This is a genomic window from Streptomyces sp. G7(2002) (genome assembly GCF_028870195.1).
Classification (GTDB): Bacteria; Actinomycetota; Actinomycetes; order Streptomycetales; family Streptomycetaceae; genus Streptomyces; species Streptomyces nigrescens.
Genome location: NZ_CP102609.1, coordinates 6,115,904 through 6,135,399 on the forward strand (window position 1 = coordinate 6,115,904; position 19,496 = coordinate 6,135,399).

20 protein-coding genes are annotated in these 19,496 nt (G+C 71.8%); 10 read left to right on the forward strand and 10 right to left on the reverse strand.

Annotation, left to right across the window (positions count from 1 at the left end):
- Window positions 1-28: 28 nt before the first annotated feature.
- The 4 genes from NUT86_RS26035 to NUT86_RS26050 form a co-directional block, all read right to left on the reverse strand.
- Window positions 29-1,513: a peptidoglycan D,D-transpeptidase FtsI family protein gene (locus NUT86_RS26035; protein WP_109892261.1), complete on the reverse strand. Its 1,485-nt coding sequence runs from the start codon at window positions 1,511-1,513 to the stop codon at window positions 29-31.
- Window positions 1,514-1,674: 161 nt separating this feature from the next.
- Window positions 1,675-1,803 (reverse strand): morphogenic membrane protein MmpB, encoded by a 129-nt coding sequence (mmpB, locus tag NUT86_RS26040; protein WP_018089231.1) that lies wholly within the window; start codon window positions 1,801-1,803, stop codon window positions 1,675-1,677.
- A 129-nt stretch (window positions 1,804-1,932) separates the two neighbouring features.
- Window positions 1,933-2,145 carry an acyl-CoA carboxylase epsilon subunit gene (locus tag NUT86_RS26045; RefSeq protein WP_018089232.1) on the reverse strand — a complete coding sequence of 71 codons (213 nt, stop codon included), beginning with the start codon at window positions 2,143-2,145 and terminating at the stop codon, window positions 1,933-1,935.
- 40 nt (window positions 2,146-2,185) lie between these two features.
- A complete protein-coding gene (locus tag NUT86_RS26050; protein ID WP_018089233.1) occupies window positions 2,186-3,775 on the reverse strand; it encodes an acyl-CoA carboxylase subunit beta in 1,590 nt (529 codons plus the stop codon).
- 131 nt (window positions 3,776-3,906) lie between these two features.
- Between NUT86_RS26050 and NUT86_RS26055 the strand changes: the two genes are divergently transcribed.
- The 5 genes from NUT86_RS26055 (at window position 3,907) to hutH (ending at window position 10,328) form a co-directional block, all read left to right on the forward strand.
- On the forward strand, window positions 3,907-4,851 hold the full coding sequence (locus NUT86_RS26055; protein WP_018089234.1) for a biotin--[acetyl-CoA-carboxylase] ligase: 945 nt from the start codon (window positions 3,907-3,909) through the stop codon (window positions 4,849-4,851).
- Between the two features lie 217 nt (window positions 4,852-5,068).
- A complete protein-coding gene (locus NUT86_RS26060) occupies window positions 5,069-6,223 on the forward strand; it encodes an adenylate/guanylate cyclase domain-containing protein (RefSeq protein WP_018089235.1) in 1,155 nt (384 codons plus the stop codon).
- Between the two features lie 222 nt (window positions 6,224-6,445).
- The gene (locus tag NUT86_RS26065) at window positions 6,446-7,246 is read left to right on the forward strand and encodes an enoyl-CoA hydratase/isomerase family protein (protein ID WP_093637359.1); all 801 of its coding nucleotides are present in this window, start codon (window positions 6,446-6,448) and stop codon (window positions 7,244-7,246) included.
- 303 nt (window positions 7,247-7,549) lie between these two features.
- Window positions 7,550-8,677 (forward strand): GGDEF domain-containing protein, encoded by a 1,128-nt coding sequence (locus tag NUT86_RS26070; protein ID WP_051104110.1) that lies wholly within the window; start codon window positions 7,550-7,552, stop codon window positions 8,675-8,677.
- A 106-nt stretch (window positions 8,678-8,783) separates the two neighbouring features.
- Window positions 8,784-10,328, forward strand: coding sequence for a histidine ammonia-lyase (hutH, locus tag NUT86_RS26075; protein WP_159486469.1), 1,545 nt, complete (start codon window positions 8,784-8,786; stop codon window positions 10,326-10,328).
- A 40-nt stretch (window positions 10,329-10,368) separates the two neighbouring features.
- Here the strand turns inward: hutH and NUT86_RS26080 are convergent, their stop codons facing one another.
- Window positions 10,369-10,791: a hypothetical protein gene (locus tag NUT86_RS26080; protein WP_274737837.1), complete on the reverse strand. Its 423-nt coding sequence runs from the start codon at window positions 10,789-10,791 to the stop codon at window positions 10,369-10,371.
- 109 nt (window positions 10,792-10,900) lie between these two features.
- Here NUT86_RS26080 and NUT86_RS26085 point away from each other — a divergent pair, with 109 nt between their 5' ends.
- From NUT86_RS26085 to NUT86_RS26100, 4 genes are all read left to right on the forward strand, one after another.
- Window positions 10,901-11,239 (forward strand): hypothetical protein, encoded by a 339-nt coding sequence (locus NUT86_RS26085; RefSeq protein WP_037741384.1) that lies wholly within the window; start codon window positions 10,901-10,903, stop codon window positions 11,237-11,239.
- 286 nt (window positions 11,240-11,525) lie between these two features.
- Complete coding sequence (locus tag NUT86_RS26090) at window positions 11,526-12,791, forward strand: L,D-transpeptidase (RefSeq protein ID WP_229838039.1); 1,266 nt, start codon at window positions 11,526-11,528, stop codon at window positions 12,789-12,791.
- A gap of 134 nt (window positions 12,792-12,925) precedes the next feature.
- Complete coding sequence (locus NUT86_RS26095) at window positions 12,926-13,882, forward strand: GNAT family N-acetyltransferase (RefSeq protein ID WP_159486463.1); 957 nt, start codon at window positions 12,926-12,928, stop codon at window positions 13,880-13,882.
- A gap of 143 nt (window positions 13,883-14,025) precedes the next feature.
- Window positions 14,026-15,234, forward strand: coding sequence for a DUF2786 domain-containing protein (locus NUT86_RS26100; RefSeq protein WP_446750834.1), 1,209 nt, complete (start codon window positions 14,026-14,028; stop codon window positions 15,232-15,234).
- A gap of 66 nt (window positions 15,235-15,300) precedes the next feature.
- On the opposite strand, the gene NUT86_RS26105 is transcribed toward NUT86_RS26100, so the two are convergent.
- From NUT86_RS26105 to NUT86_RS26115, 3 genes are all read right to left on the reverse strand, one after another.
- Window positions 15,301-16,047: an AraC family transcriptional regulator gene (locus NUT86_RS26105; RefSeq protein ID WP_159489079.1), complete on the reverse strand. Its 747-nt coding sequence runs from the start codon at window positions 16,045-16,047 to the stop codon at window positions 15,301-15,303.
- 98 nt (window positions 16,048-16,145) lie between these two features.
- Window positions 16,146-16,493 (reverse strand): hypothetical protein, encoded by a 348-nt coding sequence (locus NUT86_RS26110; RefSeq protein ID WP_190076356.1) that lies wholly within the window; start codon window positions 16,491-16,493, stop codon window positions 16,146-16,148.
- An 8-nt stretch (window positions 16,494-16,501) separates the two neighbouring features.
- Window positions 16,502-16,639: a hypothetical protein gene (locus NUT86_RS26115; RefSeq protein ID WP_274737842.1), complete on the reverse strand. Its 138-nt coding sequence runs from the start codon at window positions 16,637-16,639 to the stop codon at window positions 16,502-16,504.
- A 258-nt stretch (window positions 16,640-16,897) separates the two neighbouring features.
- Between NUT86_RS26115 and NUT86_RS26120 the strand changes: the two genes are divergently transcribed.
- Window positions 16,898-17,467: a class I SAM-dependent methyltransferase gene (locus NUT86_RS26120; protein ID WP_190076354.1), complete on the forward strand. Its 570-nt coding sequence runs from the start codon at window positions 16,898-16,900 to the stop codon at window positions 17,465-17,467.
- A 33-nt stretch (window positions 17,468-17,500) separates the two neighbouring features.
- On the opposite strand, the gene NUT86_RS26125 is transcribed toward NUT86_RS26120, so the two are convergent.
- Entirely contained in the window at window positions 17,501-18,142 is a 642-nt protein-coding gene (locus NUT86_RS26125) for a response regulator (RefSeq protein WP_018089249.1), read from the reverse strand.
- The gene (locus NUT86_RS26130) at window positions 18,139-19,467 is read right to left on the reverse strand and encodes a sensor histidine kinase (protein WP_274737846.1); all 1,329 of its coding nucleotides are present in this window, start codon (window positions 19,465-19,467) and stop codon (window positions 18,139-18,141) included. Before NUT86_RS26130 ends, NUT86_RS26125 begins: the two co-directional genes overlap by 4 nt.
- Window positions 19,468-19,496 lie beyond the last annotated feature (29 nt).

Here is a 19,496-nt window from a genome sequence, read left to right on the forward strand (position 1 = left end):
AGCCCCGGTTGCCGGGGCTCCGCCCGGACTACTTCTTGAGCACGGCCTCCATGACCGACTTCGCGATCGGCCCGCCCAGCTTGCCGCCGGCGATCTCCTCCCGGGGGATGTTCATGTCCTTGGGGTCGACGAAGACGGCGACCGCGACCGGGGAGCTGCCGTCGCTCTGCTTGGCGTAGGAGACGAACCAGGCGTAGGGGCGCTCGTCGTTGACGTTCGCGCCGTGCTGGGCGGTGCCGGTCTTGCCGCCGACGGTCACCCCGTCGATCGCGGCCTTCTCGGCGGTGCCCTCGTTGACGGTGTACTCCATCATCTCCTGCACCTTCTTCGCGGTGTCGGCGGAGACGGCCTGGGACATCATCTTCGGCTCGGTCTTCTCGATCGTCGACAGGTCGGAGCCGCGCACCTCGTCGACGAGGTGCGGCATCATCACCTTGCCGTCGTTGGCGAGGCCGGCGGCCACCATCGCCATCTGCATCGGCGTGCTGGTGAGGCTGCCCTGGCCCATACCGGTCAGCGCGGTCTGCGGCTTGTCGAGCTTCGCCGGGTAGAGGCTCTTGGTGGCCAGCAGGTCCCCGAGGTCCTCGTCGTAGACATTGTCGTTGAAGCCGAACTTCTCGGCCGTCTCGCGCATCTTGTCCTTGCCGACCTTCAGCGCGGCGTCGAGGAAGACGTTGTTGCACGACCACTGCATACCGGTCTTCAGCGAGGCCTTGTCACAGGGCGCGCCCGCGACATCGTTTCCGACCTTCGTGGTGCTCTGCGGCAGCTGGTACGGAGCGGGCGCCCCCGAGGACGCGTTGATGTCGGAGACCACACCGTGCTCCAGGGCGGCCGCCGCGGTGAGGATCTTGAAGGTGGAGCCGGGGGCGTAGGTCTCGCGCAGCGCCCGGTTGCTCAGCGGCTTGGACTTGTCGGCGTCCAGCTCCTTGAACTTCCGGCCCTCGGCGTTGGAGATGCCGGTGAAGAGCGACGGGTCGTAGGAGGGGGTGGAGGCGAGCGCGAGGACCCGGCCGTCGCGCGGGTCGAGCGCGACCACCGCACCCTTGGCGTTGAGGTCGGTCAGACCCTTGTACGCGGCCTTCTGCGCCTTGGGGTCGATGGTGGTGATCACATCGCCGCCGCGCGGCTTCTCGCCGGTCAGGATGTCCTTGGCGTTCTTGAGGGCGAGCCGGTCGTCCTTGCCGCTGAGCACCTTGTTGTAGATGCCCTCCAGGAAGGACGTCCCCTGGGCCTGTGAGGCGAACCCGGTGACCGGTGCGTACATCGGGCCGTTCTTGTAGGTCCGCTTGTACTTGAAGTCACCGGAGGTGGCCACCGAGCCGGTGACCGGCTTGCCGCCGACGATGATGTTGCCGCGCGGGTAGGAGAACGCCTCGATCTTGACGCGGCGGTTGTTCGGGTCGTTGGAGAGTTCCTCGCCCTGCACGAACTGGACCCATGTCACGCGGACCAGCAGTGCGAGCACCAGCACCCCGCAGAAGACGGCTATATGCCTCAGCGGCCTGTTCATCGCTCTCCCACTCCCGTCCGGCTGCCGCCCGGGCGGCCGAAAGCCCGAATTGCGCTGTCGAGAGGAAAAGACACGAAATCGGCGGAGGCGGTTGCGGTCGGGAAGTGTGAGCGTTGCCTCTCCGTACGCGGGAACAGCGATGCCGCCGCGTACGGGAGCGGCTATTTCCCCGCGAGCAGGACCATCAGCACCACCGCGGCCACGGCCAGCACGATGCCCATCCGGCGGAGCTTGGCCTGCACATCGCGCAGCTCCTCAGGAGGCTCATCGGGCGGATCTGACCACAGCATGTATCGATCCTGTGCCCATGACGACCTGTGGCGCCTGAGTACGCGTACTCAGGCGCCACGGTGCAAGGGACTAGTCAATGCACTATGCACCGACCCGGTGGCCCCGGACGGCCACCCGATGTCAACCGGTCAATGCGGCCAGTAACTCGTCCGCCAGGCCCGCGGCCCCGGATGCGGCATACGGGCCCGCGCCGGAACCGTGGACGCGGGGTCCGACCACTCGGTGCCGCGGTCCTTCTTTCCGGGCGCGACGGCAGCGGCGGCCGCCGCGCGGGCCTGGACCACCGCCAGTGCGGCGGCCAGCTCCTCAGGGGTCGGATTGCCCCGTACGACCTTGATCATCGAGAACGGCTCCCTTCGCTGGTTCCGCTGGTTCTGCCGGTCAGAGCGGGATGTTGCCGTGCTTCTTCGGCGGCAGCGCCTCGCGCTTGTTCCGCAGCGTGCGCAGCCCGCGGACGATGTGCCGGCGCGTCTCGGACGGCATGATCACCGCGTCGACATAGCCGCGCTCGGCCGCGACGTACGGGTTGAGCAGGGTGTCCTCGTACTCCTGGATCAGCTCCTGGCGCCGCTCGTCCTGCGCGGCCGGGTCCTCGATCGCGGCCAGCGTGCGGCGGTGCAGGATGTTGACCGCGCCCTGTGCGCCCATGACGGCGATCTGCGCGGTCGGCCAGGCCAGGTTGAGGTCCGCACCCAGGTGCTTGGAGCCCATGACGTCGTACGCGCCGCCGAACGCCTTGCGTGTGATGACCGTGATCAGCGGGACGGTCGCCTCCGCGTACGCAAAGATCAGCTTGGCGCCGCGCCGGATGATCCCGTCGTACTCCTGGTCCGTCCCCGGCAGGAAGCCGGGCACGTCCACGAAGGTGATCACCGGGATGTTGTAGGCGTCGCAGGTCCGCACGAACCGCGCGGCCTTCTCGCTCGCCTTGATGTCCAGGCAGCCGGCGAACTGCATCGGCTGGTTGGCGACGATGCCCACCGAATGGCCCTCGACCCGCCCGAAGCCGGTCAGGATGTTCGGCGCGAACAGTGCCTGGGTCTCCAGGAATTCGTGGTCGTCCAGGACGTGCTCGATCGCGACATGCATGTCGTACGGCTGGTTCGCCGAATCCGGGATCAGGGCGTCCAGCTCGCGGTCGACGTCCGAGGTCTCCAGGTCCGCCTCCTCCGGGAAGGCGGGCGGTTCGGAGAGGTTGTTGGACGGCAGGTAGGACAGCAGGCCCTTGACGTAGTCGATGGCGTCCTTCTCGTCGCCCGCCATGTGGTGCGCCACGCCCGAGGTGGTGTTGTGCGTACGCGCACCCCCCAGCTCCTCGAAGCCGACGTCCTCACCCGTGACCGTCTTGATGACGTCGGGGCCGGTGATGAACATGTGCGAGGTCTGGTCGACCATGACCGTGAAGTCGGTGATGGCGGGGGAGTACACCGCGCCGCCCGCACAGGGACCGACGATCAGCGAGATCTGCGGCACCACACCCGACGCGTGCACATTGCGCCGGAAGATCTCCGCGAACAGACCGAGGGCGACCACGCCCTCCTGGATCCGGGCCCCGCCGCCGTCATTGATCCCGACGACCGGGCACCCGTTCTTCAGCGCGAAGTCCATCACCTTGACGATCTTCTCGCCGTAGACCTCGCCCAGCGACCCGCCGAAGATCGTGAAGTCCTGCGAATAGACGCAGATCGGCCGGCCGTCGACGGTGCCGTAACCGGTGACGACGCCGTCCCCGTACGGCCGGTTCTTCTCGATTCCGAAGTTGGTCGACCGGTGCCGCGCGAACTCGTCCAGCTCGACGAAGGAGCCCTCGTCCAGCAGCAGATCGATGCGCTCACGCGCCGTCAACTTCCCCTTCGCATGCTGCTTTTCCACTGCACGGGCGGAACCGGCATGCGTGGCTTCTTCGACCCGTCGCTGCAGATCCGCCAATTTGCCCGCGGTGGTGTGGATGTTTGCTTCCGGCTCGGACATCGGGATGCGGCTCCTGCTCGTCCTGGACTGGTGCTCGTACTGAGGGTGGTACGGGTTTGGCTACCGATTCGTAGCGTATCCGCGGGACTGCTCAGCGGCACTGCGTCGTTGACCACACCTAGGCTGGTCCCATGACGCCTCAACCACCGGAAAACCGGGACAAAGATGCCGGCCGCTGGAGCGACCTGAGCCGCCCCCCGCTGAACGCCGCGGCACTGCGCCGGGCCCTGGTGCGCCCCGGCGCGCTCTGGACCGCCCTGGACGTCGTCCCCGCCACCGGCTCCACCAACACCGACCTGGCGGCCCGGGTGGCCGAGGGGAAGGCCGAGGAGGGCGCCGTCCTGGTGGCCGAGGAACAGTCCGCCGGCCGCGGCCGGCTCAACCGCAGCTGGTCGGCGCCCCCGCGCTCCGGCCTCTTCTTCTCCGTCTACCTCACGCCCAACGTCCCCGTGCAGCGCTGGGGCTGGCTCCCGCTGCTCGCCGGAGTCGCCACCGCAACCGCCCTGTCCCGGACGGCCGGTATCGACACGTCCCTCAAGTGGCCCAACGACATCCTGGTCAGCTGCCCCGGGGACGCCGGTGCCGCGGGCCCGGACGGGACCCCCGGCACCGGCGAGCGCAAGGTGGGCGGCATCCTCGCCGAGCGGGCCGGCTCCGGCGTCGTCATCGGCATCGGCCTGAACGTCTCCCTCACCGCCGGCGAACTCCCCGTGCCCACCGCCGGCTCGCTGGCCCTGGCGGGCGCCCGCACCACGGACCGCGACCCGCTGCTGCGCGCCGTGCTCCGCTCACTGGAGGAGTGGTACGCCACCTGGCAGTCCGCCGTCGGCGACCCCGGCGCCAGCCGCCTCCAGGAGACCTATGCGGCGGGCTGCGCCACCCTGGGCCGCTCCGTACGCGCCGAACTCCCCGGCGGCAGCGACCTCACCGGCGAGGCAGTGGCCATCGACGGTGACGGCCGCCTGGTCCTGGCCACCGCGAACGGTGTACGGCATCCGGTGGGCGCCGGCGACATCATCCATCTGCGCGCCGCGGCGTCCCGGCGGGCCGACGGCGAGGATTCCCCGGAACGGTGAGGCCGGACGGGTCGCGCACCTCCGGTCCGCCCGGGCCACCCCTGTACCACGACCCCCGCCGCGCCGACGTGTCCCCGCCTCTTCCTTGGTCAGAGCCGACATGTGAGAGTGAGCCAGAGCACACCTGCCGTATCGTTGAGGCGGTCCGCCAGGGAGCGGACCACCGGCGAGCAGTGATCGGAAGGGCAGTGCGCAGGGATCGGACAGGGAGCGGCCGGTGACCGCCGACGACTCGGGCGCCACCCCGCGCGACACGGACACCGACGACGATGCGGTGCGTGACGTCCCCGCCGGCGACCCCCCAGGGGCCGGGGACGAGGGCGACGAGAACAACATCGCCGTCCGCCTCGAACAACTCATCCTCGGCGCCGACCGCCGCTACACGCCGTTCCAGGCGGCCCGCGGCGCCGGTGTCTCCATGGATCTCGCGGCCCGCTTCTGGCGGGCCATGGGCTTCGCCGACATCGGCCAGGTCAAGGCCCTGACCGAGGCCGATGTGCTGGCCCTGCGCCGCCTCGCCGGTCTCGTCGAGGCCGGTCTGCTCAGCGAGGCCATGGCCATCCAGGTCGCCCGTTCCACGGGCCAGACCACCGCCCGTCTGGCCGACTGGCAGATCGATTCCTTCCTGGAGGGCCTCACCGAGCCCCAGGACTCCGGCCTGACCCGTACGGAGATCACCTATCCGCTGGTCGAGCTGCTGCTCCCCGAGCTGGAGGAGTTCCTCGTCTACGTCTGGCGGCGCCAGCTCGCCGCCGCCACCGGCCGGGTCGTCCGGGCCCAGGACGACGCCGAAATGGTCGACCGCCGCCTCGCCGTCGGCTTCGCCGACCTGGTGGGCTTCACCCGGCTGACCCGCCGCCTGGAGGAGGAGGAACTGGGCGAGCTGGTGGAGGCGTTCGAGACCACCTGCTCGGACCTGGTGGCCGCGCACGGTGGCCGGCTGATCAAGACCCTCGGTGACGAGGTCCTCTTCGCCGCCGACGACGCCGGTATCGCCGCCGAGATCGGGCTGCGGCTGATCGAGACGATGGCCCACGACGAGACGATGCCGGAGCTGCGGGTCGGCATCGCGTTCGGCACGGTCACGACCCGGATGGGCGATGTGTTCGGTACGACCGTCAACCTCGCCAGCCGCCTGACGTCGATAGCGCCGAAGGACACCGTGCTGGTGGACCAGGCGTTCGCCGAGGAGCTGGGCCGGATCGGCGACGCTCCGGTCTCCGAGGCCGACGCCGCGGCGGCGGAGAAGGCGGCCGAGGAGGGCACCGGCGCTCCGCCCCCGACGTACCGCTTCGCCCTCCAGCCGATGTGGCAGCGGCCGGTGCGAGGTCTGGGCGTCGTCGAGCCCTGGCTGCTGAGCCGCCGCGACTGACGAGGCGCCGCCAGCGCATGTCACCGACCGCGCATGCCACCGGCGGGCAGCCTCTCGGCGGGCGGTTGCCCGGCCCGAACGGCGCCGTAGTCCCCGGGCCGCACCGGGCCGGTACCGGGCCGCGTCCCGCCCGTCCACAGCCGGAAACCCGTCCTGTTCCTCCGGGCCCCCACCTGACATGATCCCCACGTCAGGTCAACGGCCGTTAACAGGGAGGGCTGCATGCAACGGCAACGGTTCGGTGCGGACGGCTGGGTCGCCATCGAGCGGCACGGTTTCGTGGCGGAGCTGATCATGGACCGCCCCAAGGCCATGAACGCCGTGTCGACGGCCATGGCCGACAGCCTGGTGCAGGCCTGCGCCGAGCTGGCCGCGGACCGCTCCGTACGGGCGGTGGTCCTCAGCTCCACCCATGAGCGGGCGTTCTGCGTGGGCGCCGACCTCAAGGAGCGCAACTCCTTCACGGACGCGGACCTGATGCGCCAGCGCCCGCACACCCGCGCCGCCTACACGGGCGTACTGGAACTGCCGATGCCCACCATTGCCGCGGTGCACGGCTTCGCGCTCGGCGGTGGCTTCGAGCTGGCGCTGGCCTGCGATCTGATCGTCGCCGACGGTACGGCCCTGGTCGGCCTGCCGGAGGTGTCGGTGGGGGTCATTCCGGGCGGCGGGGGCACACAGCTGCTGCCGCGCCGGGTGGGTGCGGCGCGGGCGGCCGAGCTGGTGTTCACCGCGCGGCGGGTGCCGGCGCCCGAGGCCGTGGAGCTGGGGCTGGTCGACCAGCTGGCGGCGGACGGACAGGACCGGGCCGAGGCGCTGGAGCTGGCGGCCCGGATCGCCCGTAATTCGCCGGTCGGCCTGCGGGCCGCCAAGCGCGCCATGCGGCTGGGGCACGGACTGGATCTGCGGGCCGGTCTGGAGGTGGAGGACGGCGCATGGCGCAGTGTGGCCTTCTCCGGGGACCGGGCGGAGGGCGTGGCGGCCTTCAACGAGAAGCGGGATCCGGAGTGGCCCGGGGAGTGAATCGGGGCCCCGGGGATTGAACCGGGCGGGGCGCAGGCGGGGCGGCCGCCTGCGCACCGTGCGTTCCGGCGGGTCCCCGCCTCGTCACGCACCGTATTGCCCCCTGCCGCATCCCCTCCTTGACCCCCCGACCAGGAACGACGCGCATAACGCCCGGGTGTCGATCGCGCACGGAAAGGGGCGAAAGGGGTTAAACATTCCTACGCTGTAGTACAGAGCGTGCTCACGGTGACGGAATGCGAGGATCCGGTGACGGGCGAGGGCGATGCGAGGCTGCGGGCCGTGGTGGAGCTGGCGCAGGCGATGGCGGCCGCGCACACGCCGCGCGAATCGGCGCACGCCGCGGCGCTGGGGGTGCGCCAGGCCCTGGGCGGCTCCTTCGCGGCGATCTCGAAATGGGAGCGCGAGCTGGGGAAGCTGCGGGTGCTGGTCAACACGGGCGAACTCGCCGAGGGCGAGGAGGAGTTCCCGGACGACGAGAGCTACCCCGTCCATGAGTTCCCGGAGATCGTCGGCTTTCTGCACGAGCAGTGGGCGGGCGGCGGCGAGCCCAGTGCCTGGGTGGAGACCGCCGAGGGGCCGCACGGTCGCCCGGCGCCCCGGACGGCGGAGGAGGGGCCGGCCGGGGGTGGCGGGGGCAACCGTCAGCGGATGGCCGCACTGCGCCGCCGCGGCCGTGGCTGCTGTGTGGTCGCGCCGATCGTGCTGCACGGCCGGGCCTGGGGCGAGCTGTATGTCGCACGGCGTACGGGGGAGCCGGTCTTCGGCCGGGCCGACGCCGACTTCGCGAGTGTGCTCGCCGCCGTGACGGCCGCCGGGATCGCGCAGACCGAGCGGCTGGCGGAGGCCCGCCGGCTGGCCTTCACCGATGCGCTGACCGGCCTGGCCAACCGCCGTGCCGTCGATATGCGGCTGGACGAGGCGCTGGAGCTGCACCGCAGGGACGAGGTGGTGGTCAGCCTGGTGGTGTGCGACCTCAACGGGCTGAAGCGGGTGAACGACTCACGCGGCCATGCGGTCGGCGACCGTCTGCTGGAGCGCTTCGGCTCGGTGCTCTCGCTGTGCGGCGCGATGCTGCCGGGCACGCTCGTCGCCCGGCTCGGCGGTGATGAGTTCTGCCTGCTGGCGGTGGGGCCGCCGGCCGACGAGGTGGTCAAGGTGGCCGGTGAACTGTGCGACCGGGCGGGGGAATTGGACCTCGGCGAGGGGGTCGCGGTCGGGGTCGCCTCGACCGGCGATCCGATCGGCCCGGTGCGCAGCGCCCGCCGGCTCTTCCGGCTCGCGGACGCCGCGCAGTACAAGGCCAAGGCGGCGCGGTCGGGCGAGCCGGTGATCGCCGGGCGGCACGGCGGCAAGGACGACCCGGTCGTCCGGCTCGCGGACGCCCCCGACCGGCGGTCGGGGCCGGAGCGCCGGCGCTTCCGGAGGTGAGGAGGTCTGCCCGTGCCTGTCCACCGGTCCGTCGGGATGCCGGGTAAGGGGTGATCCCGAAATCCGGTGGTGACATCCGGCGATTCAGTCTCTAGGGTGCCTGAATATGGATATGCACACTGTGGTGCTGGGGACGTCCGGCACGACCGCACAGGACGTCATCGCGGTGGCTCGCGGCGCGGCCCGGATCGAGCTGTCCGAGGAAGCCCTCGCGGCCGTCGCCACCTCCCGCGCCTTCATCGACGAACTCGCCGCCAAGCCCGACCCCGTCTACGGCGTCTCCACCGGCTTCGGTGCCCTCGCCGTCCGCCACATCAGCCCCGAGCTGCGCGTGCAGCTCCAGCGCAACATCGTCCGCTCGCACGCGGCCGGTATGGGCCCGCGGGTCGAGCGGGAGGTCGTCCGCGCGCTGATGTTCCTGCGGCTGAAGACGCTCGCCTCCGGGCACACCGGCGTCCGCCCGCTCGTCGTCGAGACGATGGCCGCCCTCCTCAACGCCGGCATCACACCCGTCGTCCACGAATATGGCTCGCTCGGCTGCTCCGGCGACCTGGCGCCGCTCTCGCACTGCGCGCTGGCGCTGATGGGCGAGGGTGACGCGGAGGGCCCCGACGGCGTCGTACGGCCGGCCGCCGAGCTGCTGGCCGCGCACGGCATCGAACCCGTCGAACTGCGCGAGAAGGAGGGCCTGGCCCTCCTCAACGGCACCGACGGCATGCTCGGCATGCTCGTGATGGCCTGCGCCGACCTCGCCCGGCTGTTCACCTCGGCGGACATCACCGCGGCCCTCTCCCTGGAGGCGCTGCTCGGCACGGACAAGGTCCTCGCGCCCGAGCTGCACGCCATCCGCCCGCACCCCGGGCAGGCCGCCTCGGCCGCCAACATGGCCAAGGTCCTGGCCGGTTCGGGCTTCACCGGTCACCACCAGGACGACGCCCCGCGCGTCCAGGACGCCTACTCCATCCGCTGTGCCCCGCAGGTCGCCGGCGCCGGCCGGGACACCCTCGGCCACGCCCGGCTCGTCGCGGACCGCGAACTGGCCGCCGCGGTCGACAACCCGGTGGTGCTGCCGGACGGCCGGGTCGAGTCCAACGGCAACTTCCACGGCGCTCCGGTCGCCTACGTCCTGGACTTCCTGGCCATCGCCGCGGCCGACCTCGGTTCGATCGCGGAGCGCCGTACGGACCGGCTGCTGGACAAGAACCGTTCGCACGGGCTGCCCGCCTTCCTGGCCGGTGACCCGGGCGTCGACTCCGGCCTGATGATCGCCCAGTACACCCAGGCCGCGCTGGTCAGCGAGCTGAAGAGGCTGGCCGCACCGGCGTCGGTGGACTCCATCCCGTCCTCCGCGATGCAGGAGGACCATGTCTCGATGGGCTGGTCGGCGGCGCGCAAGCTGCGCACCGCGGTCGACAACCTGACCCGGATCATCGCCGTCGAGCTCTATGCGGCGACCCGTGCCATCGAGATGCGCGAGGGCCTGACGCCGGCCCCGGCCACCCGCGCCGTATTGGACGCGGTGCGCGGCGCGGGCATCCAGGGGCCGGGCGAGGACCGCTTCCTGGCGCCGGACCTGGAGAGCGCGTATGCGTTCGTACGGGGCGGGAAGCTGGTGGCGGCCGTGGAGTCGGTCACGGGCACGCTGGCGTAGGGGGACACACCCTCTAACGGCCGCCGGGCGCCGTCCGGTCTCAGACGGCCTCGTCGCGGGTGCGGTGGACGGAGTAGCCGACCAGGCCGGCGCCGAGCGCGAGGCAGGCGGCGCCGCCGATCACGTACGGCATGGTGTCCGGGCTGCCGGTGTCGGCGAGGAGGTGCGGGGTGCCGGCGGGACCCTCGGTTCCGGTTCCGGTCCCGGTGTCGACGCCGGTGCCGGTGCCGCCCGCTGTGCCGCGGTCGTCCGAGGTGGCCGTCGTGGAGCGGCCGCCGGTGTCCTGAGCCCCGCCGGCCGTGCGGTCGGCCAGGCCCGGCGCGGCCGGTGCGGACGCCACCCGCAGGGCGGAATCTGTCGCTCCGTCATGCCCCGCGGTCGCCTGGGCGGACGGTACGAACCACAGGGCGAACAGCACCGATCCCGCGGCTGCGGCGGTCAGCAGTGGTCGTCGTGCGGTCACGGAAGCGATCCCCCTTGTGGGTTCGGCAAATTGGCCGTTGACCGCAGATGTTAGTGACCGCCGCGGGTCGCGGGGAAGTCAGGAGCCCTCCATGCCTAACCTCCGTGCTATGAGCAATGGTGAGACATCACGTTTTGTGCGCCTTCATGTCGAATTGATCATGGAGGTCGCCGACGCCCGCCGGCTGACCGGCGCCGCCGTCGATCACATCAGCGGGGATCCCTCGCTGCCCGACGAGGAGCGCAGACAGTCGCTGGAGACGGTCCGGGAGGACCCGGCGGAGGCGCTGGCCCATCTGATCGACCCGTTCGACCTCGTCACCAAGGTGCCGGGCACCGAACTCGCACAGGCCTCCTGGAGCAGCGAGGAGCTGACCGACTACGACCCGGATGCCGAGTGGGACGCGGCGGAGTGGGATCTGGCGGACGACGCGGACGGGGAGGGCTGACCGGCACCCCCGATGGCCACGGCCCCCGTACGGCTGCCCGCCGTGCGGGGGCCGACTACGTGGCCGGTGCGCTGTCGCTCCATGTCACCGTATGACCGGTCCGGGCAATCTGACCGGTCCGGGCAATAAGTGGCCTTCCCCACACTTTGTGGACGCATGGAACGGGCGAAACGGAAAAGGCGTTCAAATGGCGTCGGCCGGAATGCCAGCGTCCATATGAGCCAGCGTTCAGTTGGCTGCTCGCTCGGGGAATCGTGCGAAATCGGTAGCAATGGAGATGCGTGTGATAACGGACAGCAAGCGCCGGAAGGGCCTCATAGCCAGCGCCACGCTGCTCGGGGGCGTACTCACGCTTGCGGCGTGTGGTGGCAGCAGTGCGGCTGACCGGGATGATGGCGGTGCCGGCGCCACCTGGCACGAGAACAGCCGGCAGGTGGACGAGGCGGCCGCGAAGGACGCCTCCGACGCCAGGATCACGATCCTCCCGGAGGACGGCGCCACCGACACCGGCCTCAACAGTGACGCGAAGGTCACGGTCAGCGACGGAAACCTGACCGACGTCGCCATGACCTCGGCCGAGTCCAAGGAGCCGGTCGCCGGCACGTTCGCCGCCGACGGCAGTTCCTGGAAGCCGAACCAGCCCCTGGACCGCTCGACGAAGTACAGGGTCACCGCGCACGCCGTGGACTCCCAGGGCCGTACCGCGGTGGAGAACTCCAGCTTCACCACCGTCGCCCCGGCGAACAGCTTCATCGGGAACTTCACGCCGGAGGACGGTTCGACCGTCGGCGTCGGAATGCCGGTGTCGATCAAGTTCGACAAGCCGGTCGAGAACAAGGCGGACGTCGAGTCCGCGATCAAGGTCGCGTCGAGCAGCAACCAGAAGGTCGTCGGCCACTGGTTCAACGACAAGCGGCTGGACTTCCGCCCCGAGAAGTACTGGAAGGCGAACTCCGACGTCACCCTGGAGCTCGGCCTGGACGGCGTCGAGGCCTCGCCGGGCGTCAAGGGCATCCAGAACAAGACCGTCAGCTTCCACGTCGGCCACTCGCAGATCAGCACCGTCGACACCAAGGCGCACACGATGACCGTGGTGCGCGACGGCCGGACCCTCAAGACCATCCCGATCTCCGCCGGCAGCAAGGAGAACGCCACCTACAACGGCAAGATGGTCATCTCCGAGCGGTTCAAGCAGACCCGGATGAACGGCTCGACCGTCGGCTTCAAGAAGCGCGACGGCAAGGGCGAGTACGACATCCCCGATGTCCCGCACGCGATGCGCCTGACCGACTCCGGCACCTTCATCCACGGCAACTACTGGGGCAAGGGCATCTTCGGCAAGGCCAACACCAGCCATGGCTGCATCGGCCTGGAGGACGCCAAGGGCGCCAAGGACTCCAAGACGGACGGCGCCTGGTTCTTCGACCACTCGCGGACCGGTGACGTGGTCGACGTCGTCAACTCCCCCGACCAGAGCGTCAAGCCGGACAACGGCCTGAACGGCTGGAACATGGACTGGTCGCAGTGGGTGGATGGCAGCGCTGTGCAGTGACGGCCCGGTGAGACGGCCGTGCCCGGCACCCCCGGCCGGTACGTGACCTGACCGCTCACCGCACGGAGTGACCGACGCCCGGCGGCGCCGAAAACAAGGCGCGCCGGGCGTCGTTGCTGCGTACGGTCCGCCGTATGGACATCGACCCCGACGCCTGGTTCGCCGTGCTCACCGCCGCCCACGCCCACGACCGGCCGGGCGGCCCCGCCCCCGAACGGGCCGCCGAGACCGGCCGGCTGCGCATCCCCGCCCTGCACAGCCGGGCCGTCCCCGTCACGCTGCCGGCCCCCGACGGCGCCACCGGCTACGCGGGCGTCGCCCTGCTCCGCCTCCACGACACCGCGGAGAACGCCGGCACCGCCTTCCTCGACACCCTGACGGTCCACCCCGCCCACCGCGGCCGCGGGGCGGGCCGGGCGCTGTGGGACATGGTCCGCGCGAGGCTGGCCGCCGAGGGCCGCAGCTCGGTGAGCGCGCTGGTCGGTAAGGGCGGCGCGGGCGAGAGGTTCGCCGTCGCCCAGGGCGCGGAGTGCGCGCTGCCGCTGGTGGCCTCCGTCCAGGAGGTGCGGACCGCCCCCGCCCCGGCCTCCGGCGTCCCGCTGCCCGCCGGCTATCGCTTCGCCACCTGGAGCGGTGTCGTCCCGGACGCCCATGCCGCCGCGCACGCCCGCGCCCATGACGCCATGGAGGACGCCCCGACCGGCGACCTGGACGAACAGCACGACCCCTGGGACGCCGAGCGGATACGGGCCGCCGCCCGCGTCATCCTGGACCGTGGCGGGGTACTGCTGACCGTGGCGGCCCTCGCGGAGTCCGACGGTGCCGTGGCCGGCTACACCGAACTCGTCCTGCCCACACCGGCATCCGTACGGGCCCTGCAGTACGACACCGTCGTCGTGCCCGCCCACCGCGGCCATGGCCTCGGCCGCGCCGTCAAGCTGCGGATGCTGGAGTACCTGCGCGACGGGCGGCCGGGCGTACGGGAGATCGTCACGACGGTCGCGGACGAGAACGCCCCGATGCGGGCGGTCAATGAGGCGCTCGGCTACCGGGCGGAGAGCAGCCTCGGCCTCTACCAAGTGCGGCTCTGAGCCGGGGGCCCCGTCCGCGCCCCGGCTCCCGCCCGCCTCCCGGGAGGGGGCGGCCGGGCCCTCCGTACAGTGAACGGGTGAGTGAGCGCGGAGGAAAAGGGCGCGGCGGGCCGTCGCCGTCGGCAGGCGAACTGGTCGGGCAGGTGCTCGGCAGCGTCCGTTACGCGCCGGACGGCGAGCAGGCCGAGGACGCCCTGGAGGCGGGCGCCTCGATGCTGGCCGCGGCCGAGGCCGGTCCGGAGGCGGTGAGCGCCGCGGTGGTCGAGGCCGCCGTGGCGGGCGTGCGGCAGTGCTGGGCGGGCGGCTGGCAGCCCGCCGACCTGGCGCGGATCGTACGGCGCGAGACCTCCGGCACCGCCCTGGTGGCGCTGGTCGTCGACGCCATCGCGGCCGAGGCGGCCCGGCCGTCGGCCACCCGCCCGGCTCCGGACCCGCGCCGGTCCGAGCAGCTGCGCAACCTCGGCGCCGAGGTCTGGTGGCCCGCCGACACCGGCTACCTCGACGCCCTGGCCCGGCGCCGCCGCGCCTCCCGCTTCGAGACGGTGTACGAGGTGCTGGCGGCGCTGCGGGTACTCGCCCGGCTGCCCCGCATCACCCCGCTGCCGGCCCCGCCGCAGGCCGGCGGCCGGAGCGGACCCGCCGACGCCGCCGCGGCCCGTGCCCTCGGACGGATCCGCGGTCTGCTCGCCAAGGCCGAGGCGACCGACTACGCCGAGGAGGCCGAGGCGCTGTCCGCCAAGGCGCAGGAGCTGATGGCCCGGCACAGCATCGACGAGGCGCTCCTCGACCGCGCGGACGGCTCCCCGGGCGGCCGGACCGACGGCCCGTCAGCCGTCCGTATCGGCATCGAGGGCCCCTACGAACAGGCCAAGGCGCTGCTGCTCGACGCGGTCGCGGCGGCCAACCGCTGCCAGGCCGTCTGGGCCGCCGACGTCGGCTTCTCCACCCTCGTCGGCTTCGCACCCGACCTGGAGGCGGCCGAGATGCTCTACACCTCGCTGCTCCTCCAGGCGACCACCGCGATGAACCGGGCGGGCGACCTGCACCACGCCCGCGGCCGCTCCCGCCGCACCCGGGACTTCCGCCAGACCTTCCTCGTCGGGTACGCCGACCGCATCCGCGACCGGCTCGCGGCGGCCACCGCTGCCGCCACGGCCGCCGCCACCGCCGAGTCCGCCCCCACGGCCCCCGGCCTCCTCCCGGTCCTCGCCGCCCGCGCTCTCGCCGTCGAGCAGACCACCGGCGCCCTCTTCCCCGACACCGCCCCGGTCCGCCTCCGCGGCGCCCGCGACGCCGACGGCTGGCACCAGGGCAGAGCGGCGGCGGACCGGGCACGGCTGGGGGAGGGGTGACGGTGCGGGTGACTGTGGGAGGCCCGTACACCTAGGGGGGAAGCCCTACGGGGCGAAGTACGCGCCCTACGGGGCGAAGTACGTGCCCGGCGGTACCCCGACCGCCCGCCGGAAGGCCGCGACGAAGGCGCTCGGGGAGGCATAGCCCACCCGCGCCGCCACCGCCGCGACCGTGGCGCCGCCGGCCAGCAGCGGCATCGCCGCCTGCAGCCGGACCCGGGTGCGCCACTGCCCGTACGGCATACCGGTGTCGGTCACGAACGCCCGGGCCAGCGTCCGGCCGCTCGCACCCACCCGGGTGCCCCACTCCGCCAGCGTCCGCCCGTCGGACGGGTCGGCGCGCAGCGCCTCCGCGACCCGGCGCGCCCGTGGGTCCTGCGGCATCGGCGCCTGCACCGTGGCCACCGACACCGGCCGCAGCTGATCGAGGACCACGGCCTCGGCCCGTTCGCGGGCCGCCGGGTCCAGTGCGCCGTCCGACAGATACGAGATCAGCTCGCGCAGCAGGGGTGAGACGCCGACGACAGTGGGCGCGGACCAGCCGACCGGGCAGCGGTCCGGCAGGAAATACAGGCTCCGGAAGAGCGCCGGGCCCGCGGCGCCGGTGGCGTGCGGGGTTCCCGCCGGGATCCACAGCGCCATGGACGGGGGCAGCACCCAGGTGGTGCCGGTGGCCCGTACGGCCAGAACTCCCCGTCGCGCCCAGGCCAGTTGATGGTGCTCATGACGATGGCGCGCGAACCACTGCCCCCGCCCCATCGCAAAGCTCCCGACGACAACCGCCGCCCCGGCAGGCGGCCCCGGCGGCGCCACCTCCCCGCCCGGCTCGTCGAGCGCGTGCGGCTGATCGTGCCGCCCCTCTGGTCGTTCGTGTGCGTGCGGCTGATCGTGCAGCGGGAAAACCGCTTCTGTCACGAGGGGAAGAGCCATCGGACCGCGGAACACAGAAGCATCACAACCGGCCCGGTGAGCCACCATCTGCTGCGCAGCCAGCGGGTCGCCAGAATGAATGCGGTGAGGACGGCTACTGCCACGGCGAGTACGCCGGAGACTGCGGACAACAATTGGACGTTGTCGGCTGACTGACGCACGTCCCACGAGCCGTCCGGGGAGATCGCCACGGCGAGATAGAGGACGTAGAGGGTGACGAGGTTTGCCGCCACCAGCACAGAGGCGCTGATGAGGGCCCCAACCGCTTCCCCTCGGCTTCGGTGTCGGTTATCGGACGCGGTCGCCATCCGGTTGGCGGTGTCTCTCATGGGATGGCTCACTGCATCGCCTGCCTAGCATTGTGGAGCTTGTTGACGAACCCGCGACCGTACGCCTGCGCGTCGCTACTTTGCCAGGTTTCCTCCTCGGTGCCCTCTTCCAAGGCCGTCACGATGAGCCCGGCGACGCTCTCCACCCGGTTCCGGTAAGCCCGTGCCTTCGTGTCTTCCTTCGCCTCCCGGAACGCGGCGGCTCCGCGCTTGCCGCCTGTCTGTGCCTCGTCGGTCAGGTCCTCGGTCCCTGCCCCTCTGGTTGTTCGCGCCCGCCCGGCTGACTGTGCCGCCCCTCCGTTTGTTCGCGCCCGTCCGGCCGCCGCTCACCGCTGTCCGTTCTGCGATACAACATGTCCCCCTGTCGCGTGGTGGTCACCGAGGCCGCTTTCTAGGCTCGCCGCATGACCATGAATCGCTATCACCAGTGGTTGTGCAACTCCCGGATGTGGGCCCGCGCGGTGGAACGGGATCTGCTGCCCTGGGCCCTCGAAGACGTACAACTGGGCGCCGAAACGCTGGAGATCGGGCCCGGTTACGGGGCCACGACGCGGGTGCTGGAGCGCCGGGCCGGCGGTCGGCTGAGCGTTCTCGAAGTCGACGGGGGGTCGGCGGAGCGGCTGCGTGCGGAGTACGGCGACCGGGTCGAGGTCGTGCAGGGTGACGGCTGCGCGATGCCGTTGCCGGACGGCCGGTTCGACGCCGTCGTCTGCTTCACGATGCTGCACCATGTGCCGTCGCCGCGGCAGCAGGACCAGCTCTTCGCGGAGGCGTTCCGGGTGCTCCGGCCGGGCGGCATCTTCGCGGGCTGCGACGGCCGGGCCAGCCGCGGCTTCCGCCTCATCCATCTGTGGGACACCTACGTCCCGGTGCCGCCCGGGACGCTGCCGGAGCGGCTGCGCGCGGCCGGATTCCGCACCCCCGACATCAGCCTGAGACACGACTACTTCCGCTTCCGCGCCGTCCGTCCGTGAGCGCGCGGCGCGCCGTCCGCCCCGGTGCCGGGGCTACGCCAGCAAGCCGCGCTCCAGCGCCGTGATCACGGCCGCGGTCCGGTCCGACACCTCCAGCTTCTTGAACGCACGCAGGAGATGGGTCTTGACCGTCGCCTCACCGATGAACAGCTGCCGGCCGATCTCGGCATTGGTCAGGCCCTGGCTGACCAGCCGCAGCACCTCGCACTCCCGGGCGGACAATAGCGGCGTCTCCACCGCCCGCGCCCGGAACAGCTTGGGGGCCAGCGAAGGCGTCAGCACGGTCGCCCCCCGCGCCGCACCGTGCACGGCGTCGATCAGCTCGGCACGGGAACTGCCCTTGAGGAGATAGCCGGATGCGCCCGCCTCCACGGCGCGCAGGATGTCGGAGTCGTCCTCGTAGGTGGTGACGATGACGACCTTGGTGCGTGGCGACCGCCGCAGGATGTGCCCGGTGGCGGCGACCCCGTCCATCGCCCCCATCCGCAGATCGAGCAGGACGAGGTCCGGTGCCAGCCGTTCCGTCAGCGTCACGGCTTCCTCGCCGGACCCCGCCTGCCCCACGACCTCGATGCCCGGGTCGGATTCGAGCATGGCGCACAGGCCCTCGCGGACGACGGGATGATCGTCCGCGAGCAGCACCCGCACCGCCGCCGGGTTCTCAACGTCCGTCATCCCAGGCCTACGTCATCCGCCGCCTCCGCCAGCCGTCCCGCCGTTCCGGGCCGCGGCGCCGACGGCCCGGACGGCCGTTCCGCCGCCCCGTCCAAGGGCACCTTCACCTCGACGACGGTGCCCGCTCCCCGCCTGCTCACCACGCTCAGCACACCACCGATCTCCGCCACCCGGGCCGCCATTCCGCGCAGCCCGAAGCCACTGTCCTCGTCCCCACTGCCGCCCCCGTCCGGACCGGCCTCGGCCGCCCCGCGCTCCGCCTCCGTCGCGTCGAACCCCTTGCCGTCATCGGTGACCCGGAGCCCGACCTGACCCTCGCCGTACCGCAGCACCAGGTCCACCGCACGGGCGTCGGCGTGCTTGCGCACATTGGTGCCGGCCTCCTGTGCGGCCCGCAGCAGCACGACATTGACGGCCATCGGCAGCGGACGCTCGTCCCCCTCGACGGCGAACCGCGCCAGCAGCCCGGTCTGCGCGGCCAGCCCGTCCGCCTGCCGCCGCAGCGCCTGCGCCAGGGAGCTCTCCCGCAGCGAAGCGGGCGTCCGGTCGGCGACGAAGGCACGGGCCTCCGCCAGGCTCTCCGTCGCCATCCGCCCGACCAGCGCAAGGTGTTTCCGGGCGACGGCGGGGGCGTCCTCCACCTCCGCATCGGCGGCCTGCACCAGGCTGATGATGCTGGTCAGGCTCTGCGCCAGGGTGTCGTGGATCTCCCGTGCGAGCCGCTCGCGCTCGGCGGAGATCCCGGCCTGGTGCGACAGCCGGGCCACCTGCTCACGGTTCCGCCGCAGCTCCTCGATCAGTTCGGCGTGCTCCCTGTTCTGCCGTACCACCCGCTTGATCCACAGCCCGAGGAGCACGGACAGGGCGATCCCCAGCAGCGACGCCAGCAGCACGAACAGCATGAGCGGGGCCGTGGCGCCGCCCTGCAGCCACAGCATCGTCACGGGGAGGAGATTGCCGAGCACAGCGGCCACGACGGCCGGCCGGACCGCCAGGCTCATCATCAGCATCGGGACGATCGCGAACAGGGCGAACGCACTCGTCAGATCGACCGCGGTGGCGAGCCCGAACAGCACGAAGAGGCCGCCGACGAAGAATCCGTTGCGCCGGTCGCTCTCATGGCGGAGCATCAACGGCCGCCCGATCCCCGCGTACCAGGGCACGATCAGCGTCAGTGCGCCGATGGCGATCAGCCGCGCGGTCTGCGGCACGGCGGAGGTGAACACCAGCCCCGTGGTGACCAGATAGCAGATCACGAAGTAGCTGTCCCACAGCCCGAACCAACGCACCCGTGCCTCGGGTGCGCGCCGCGCCTCACGCGTCACCGTGTCCCCCTGAATCCGAACGGCCCCCA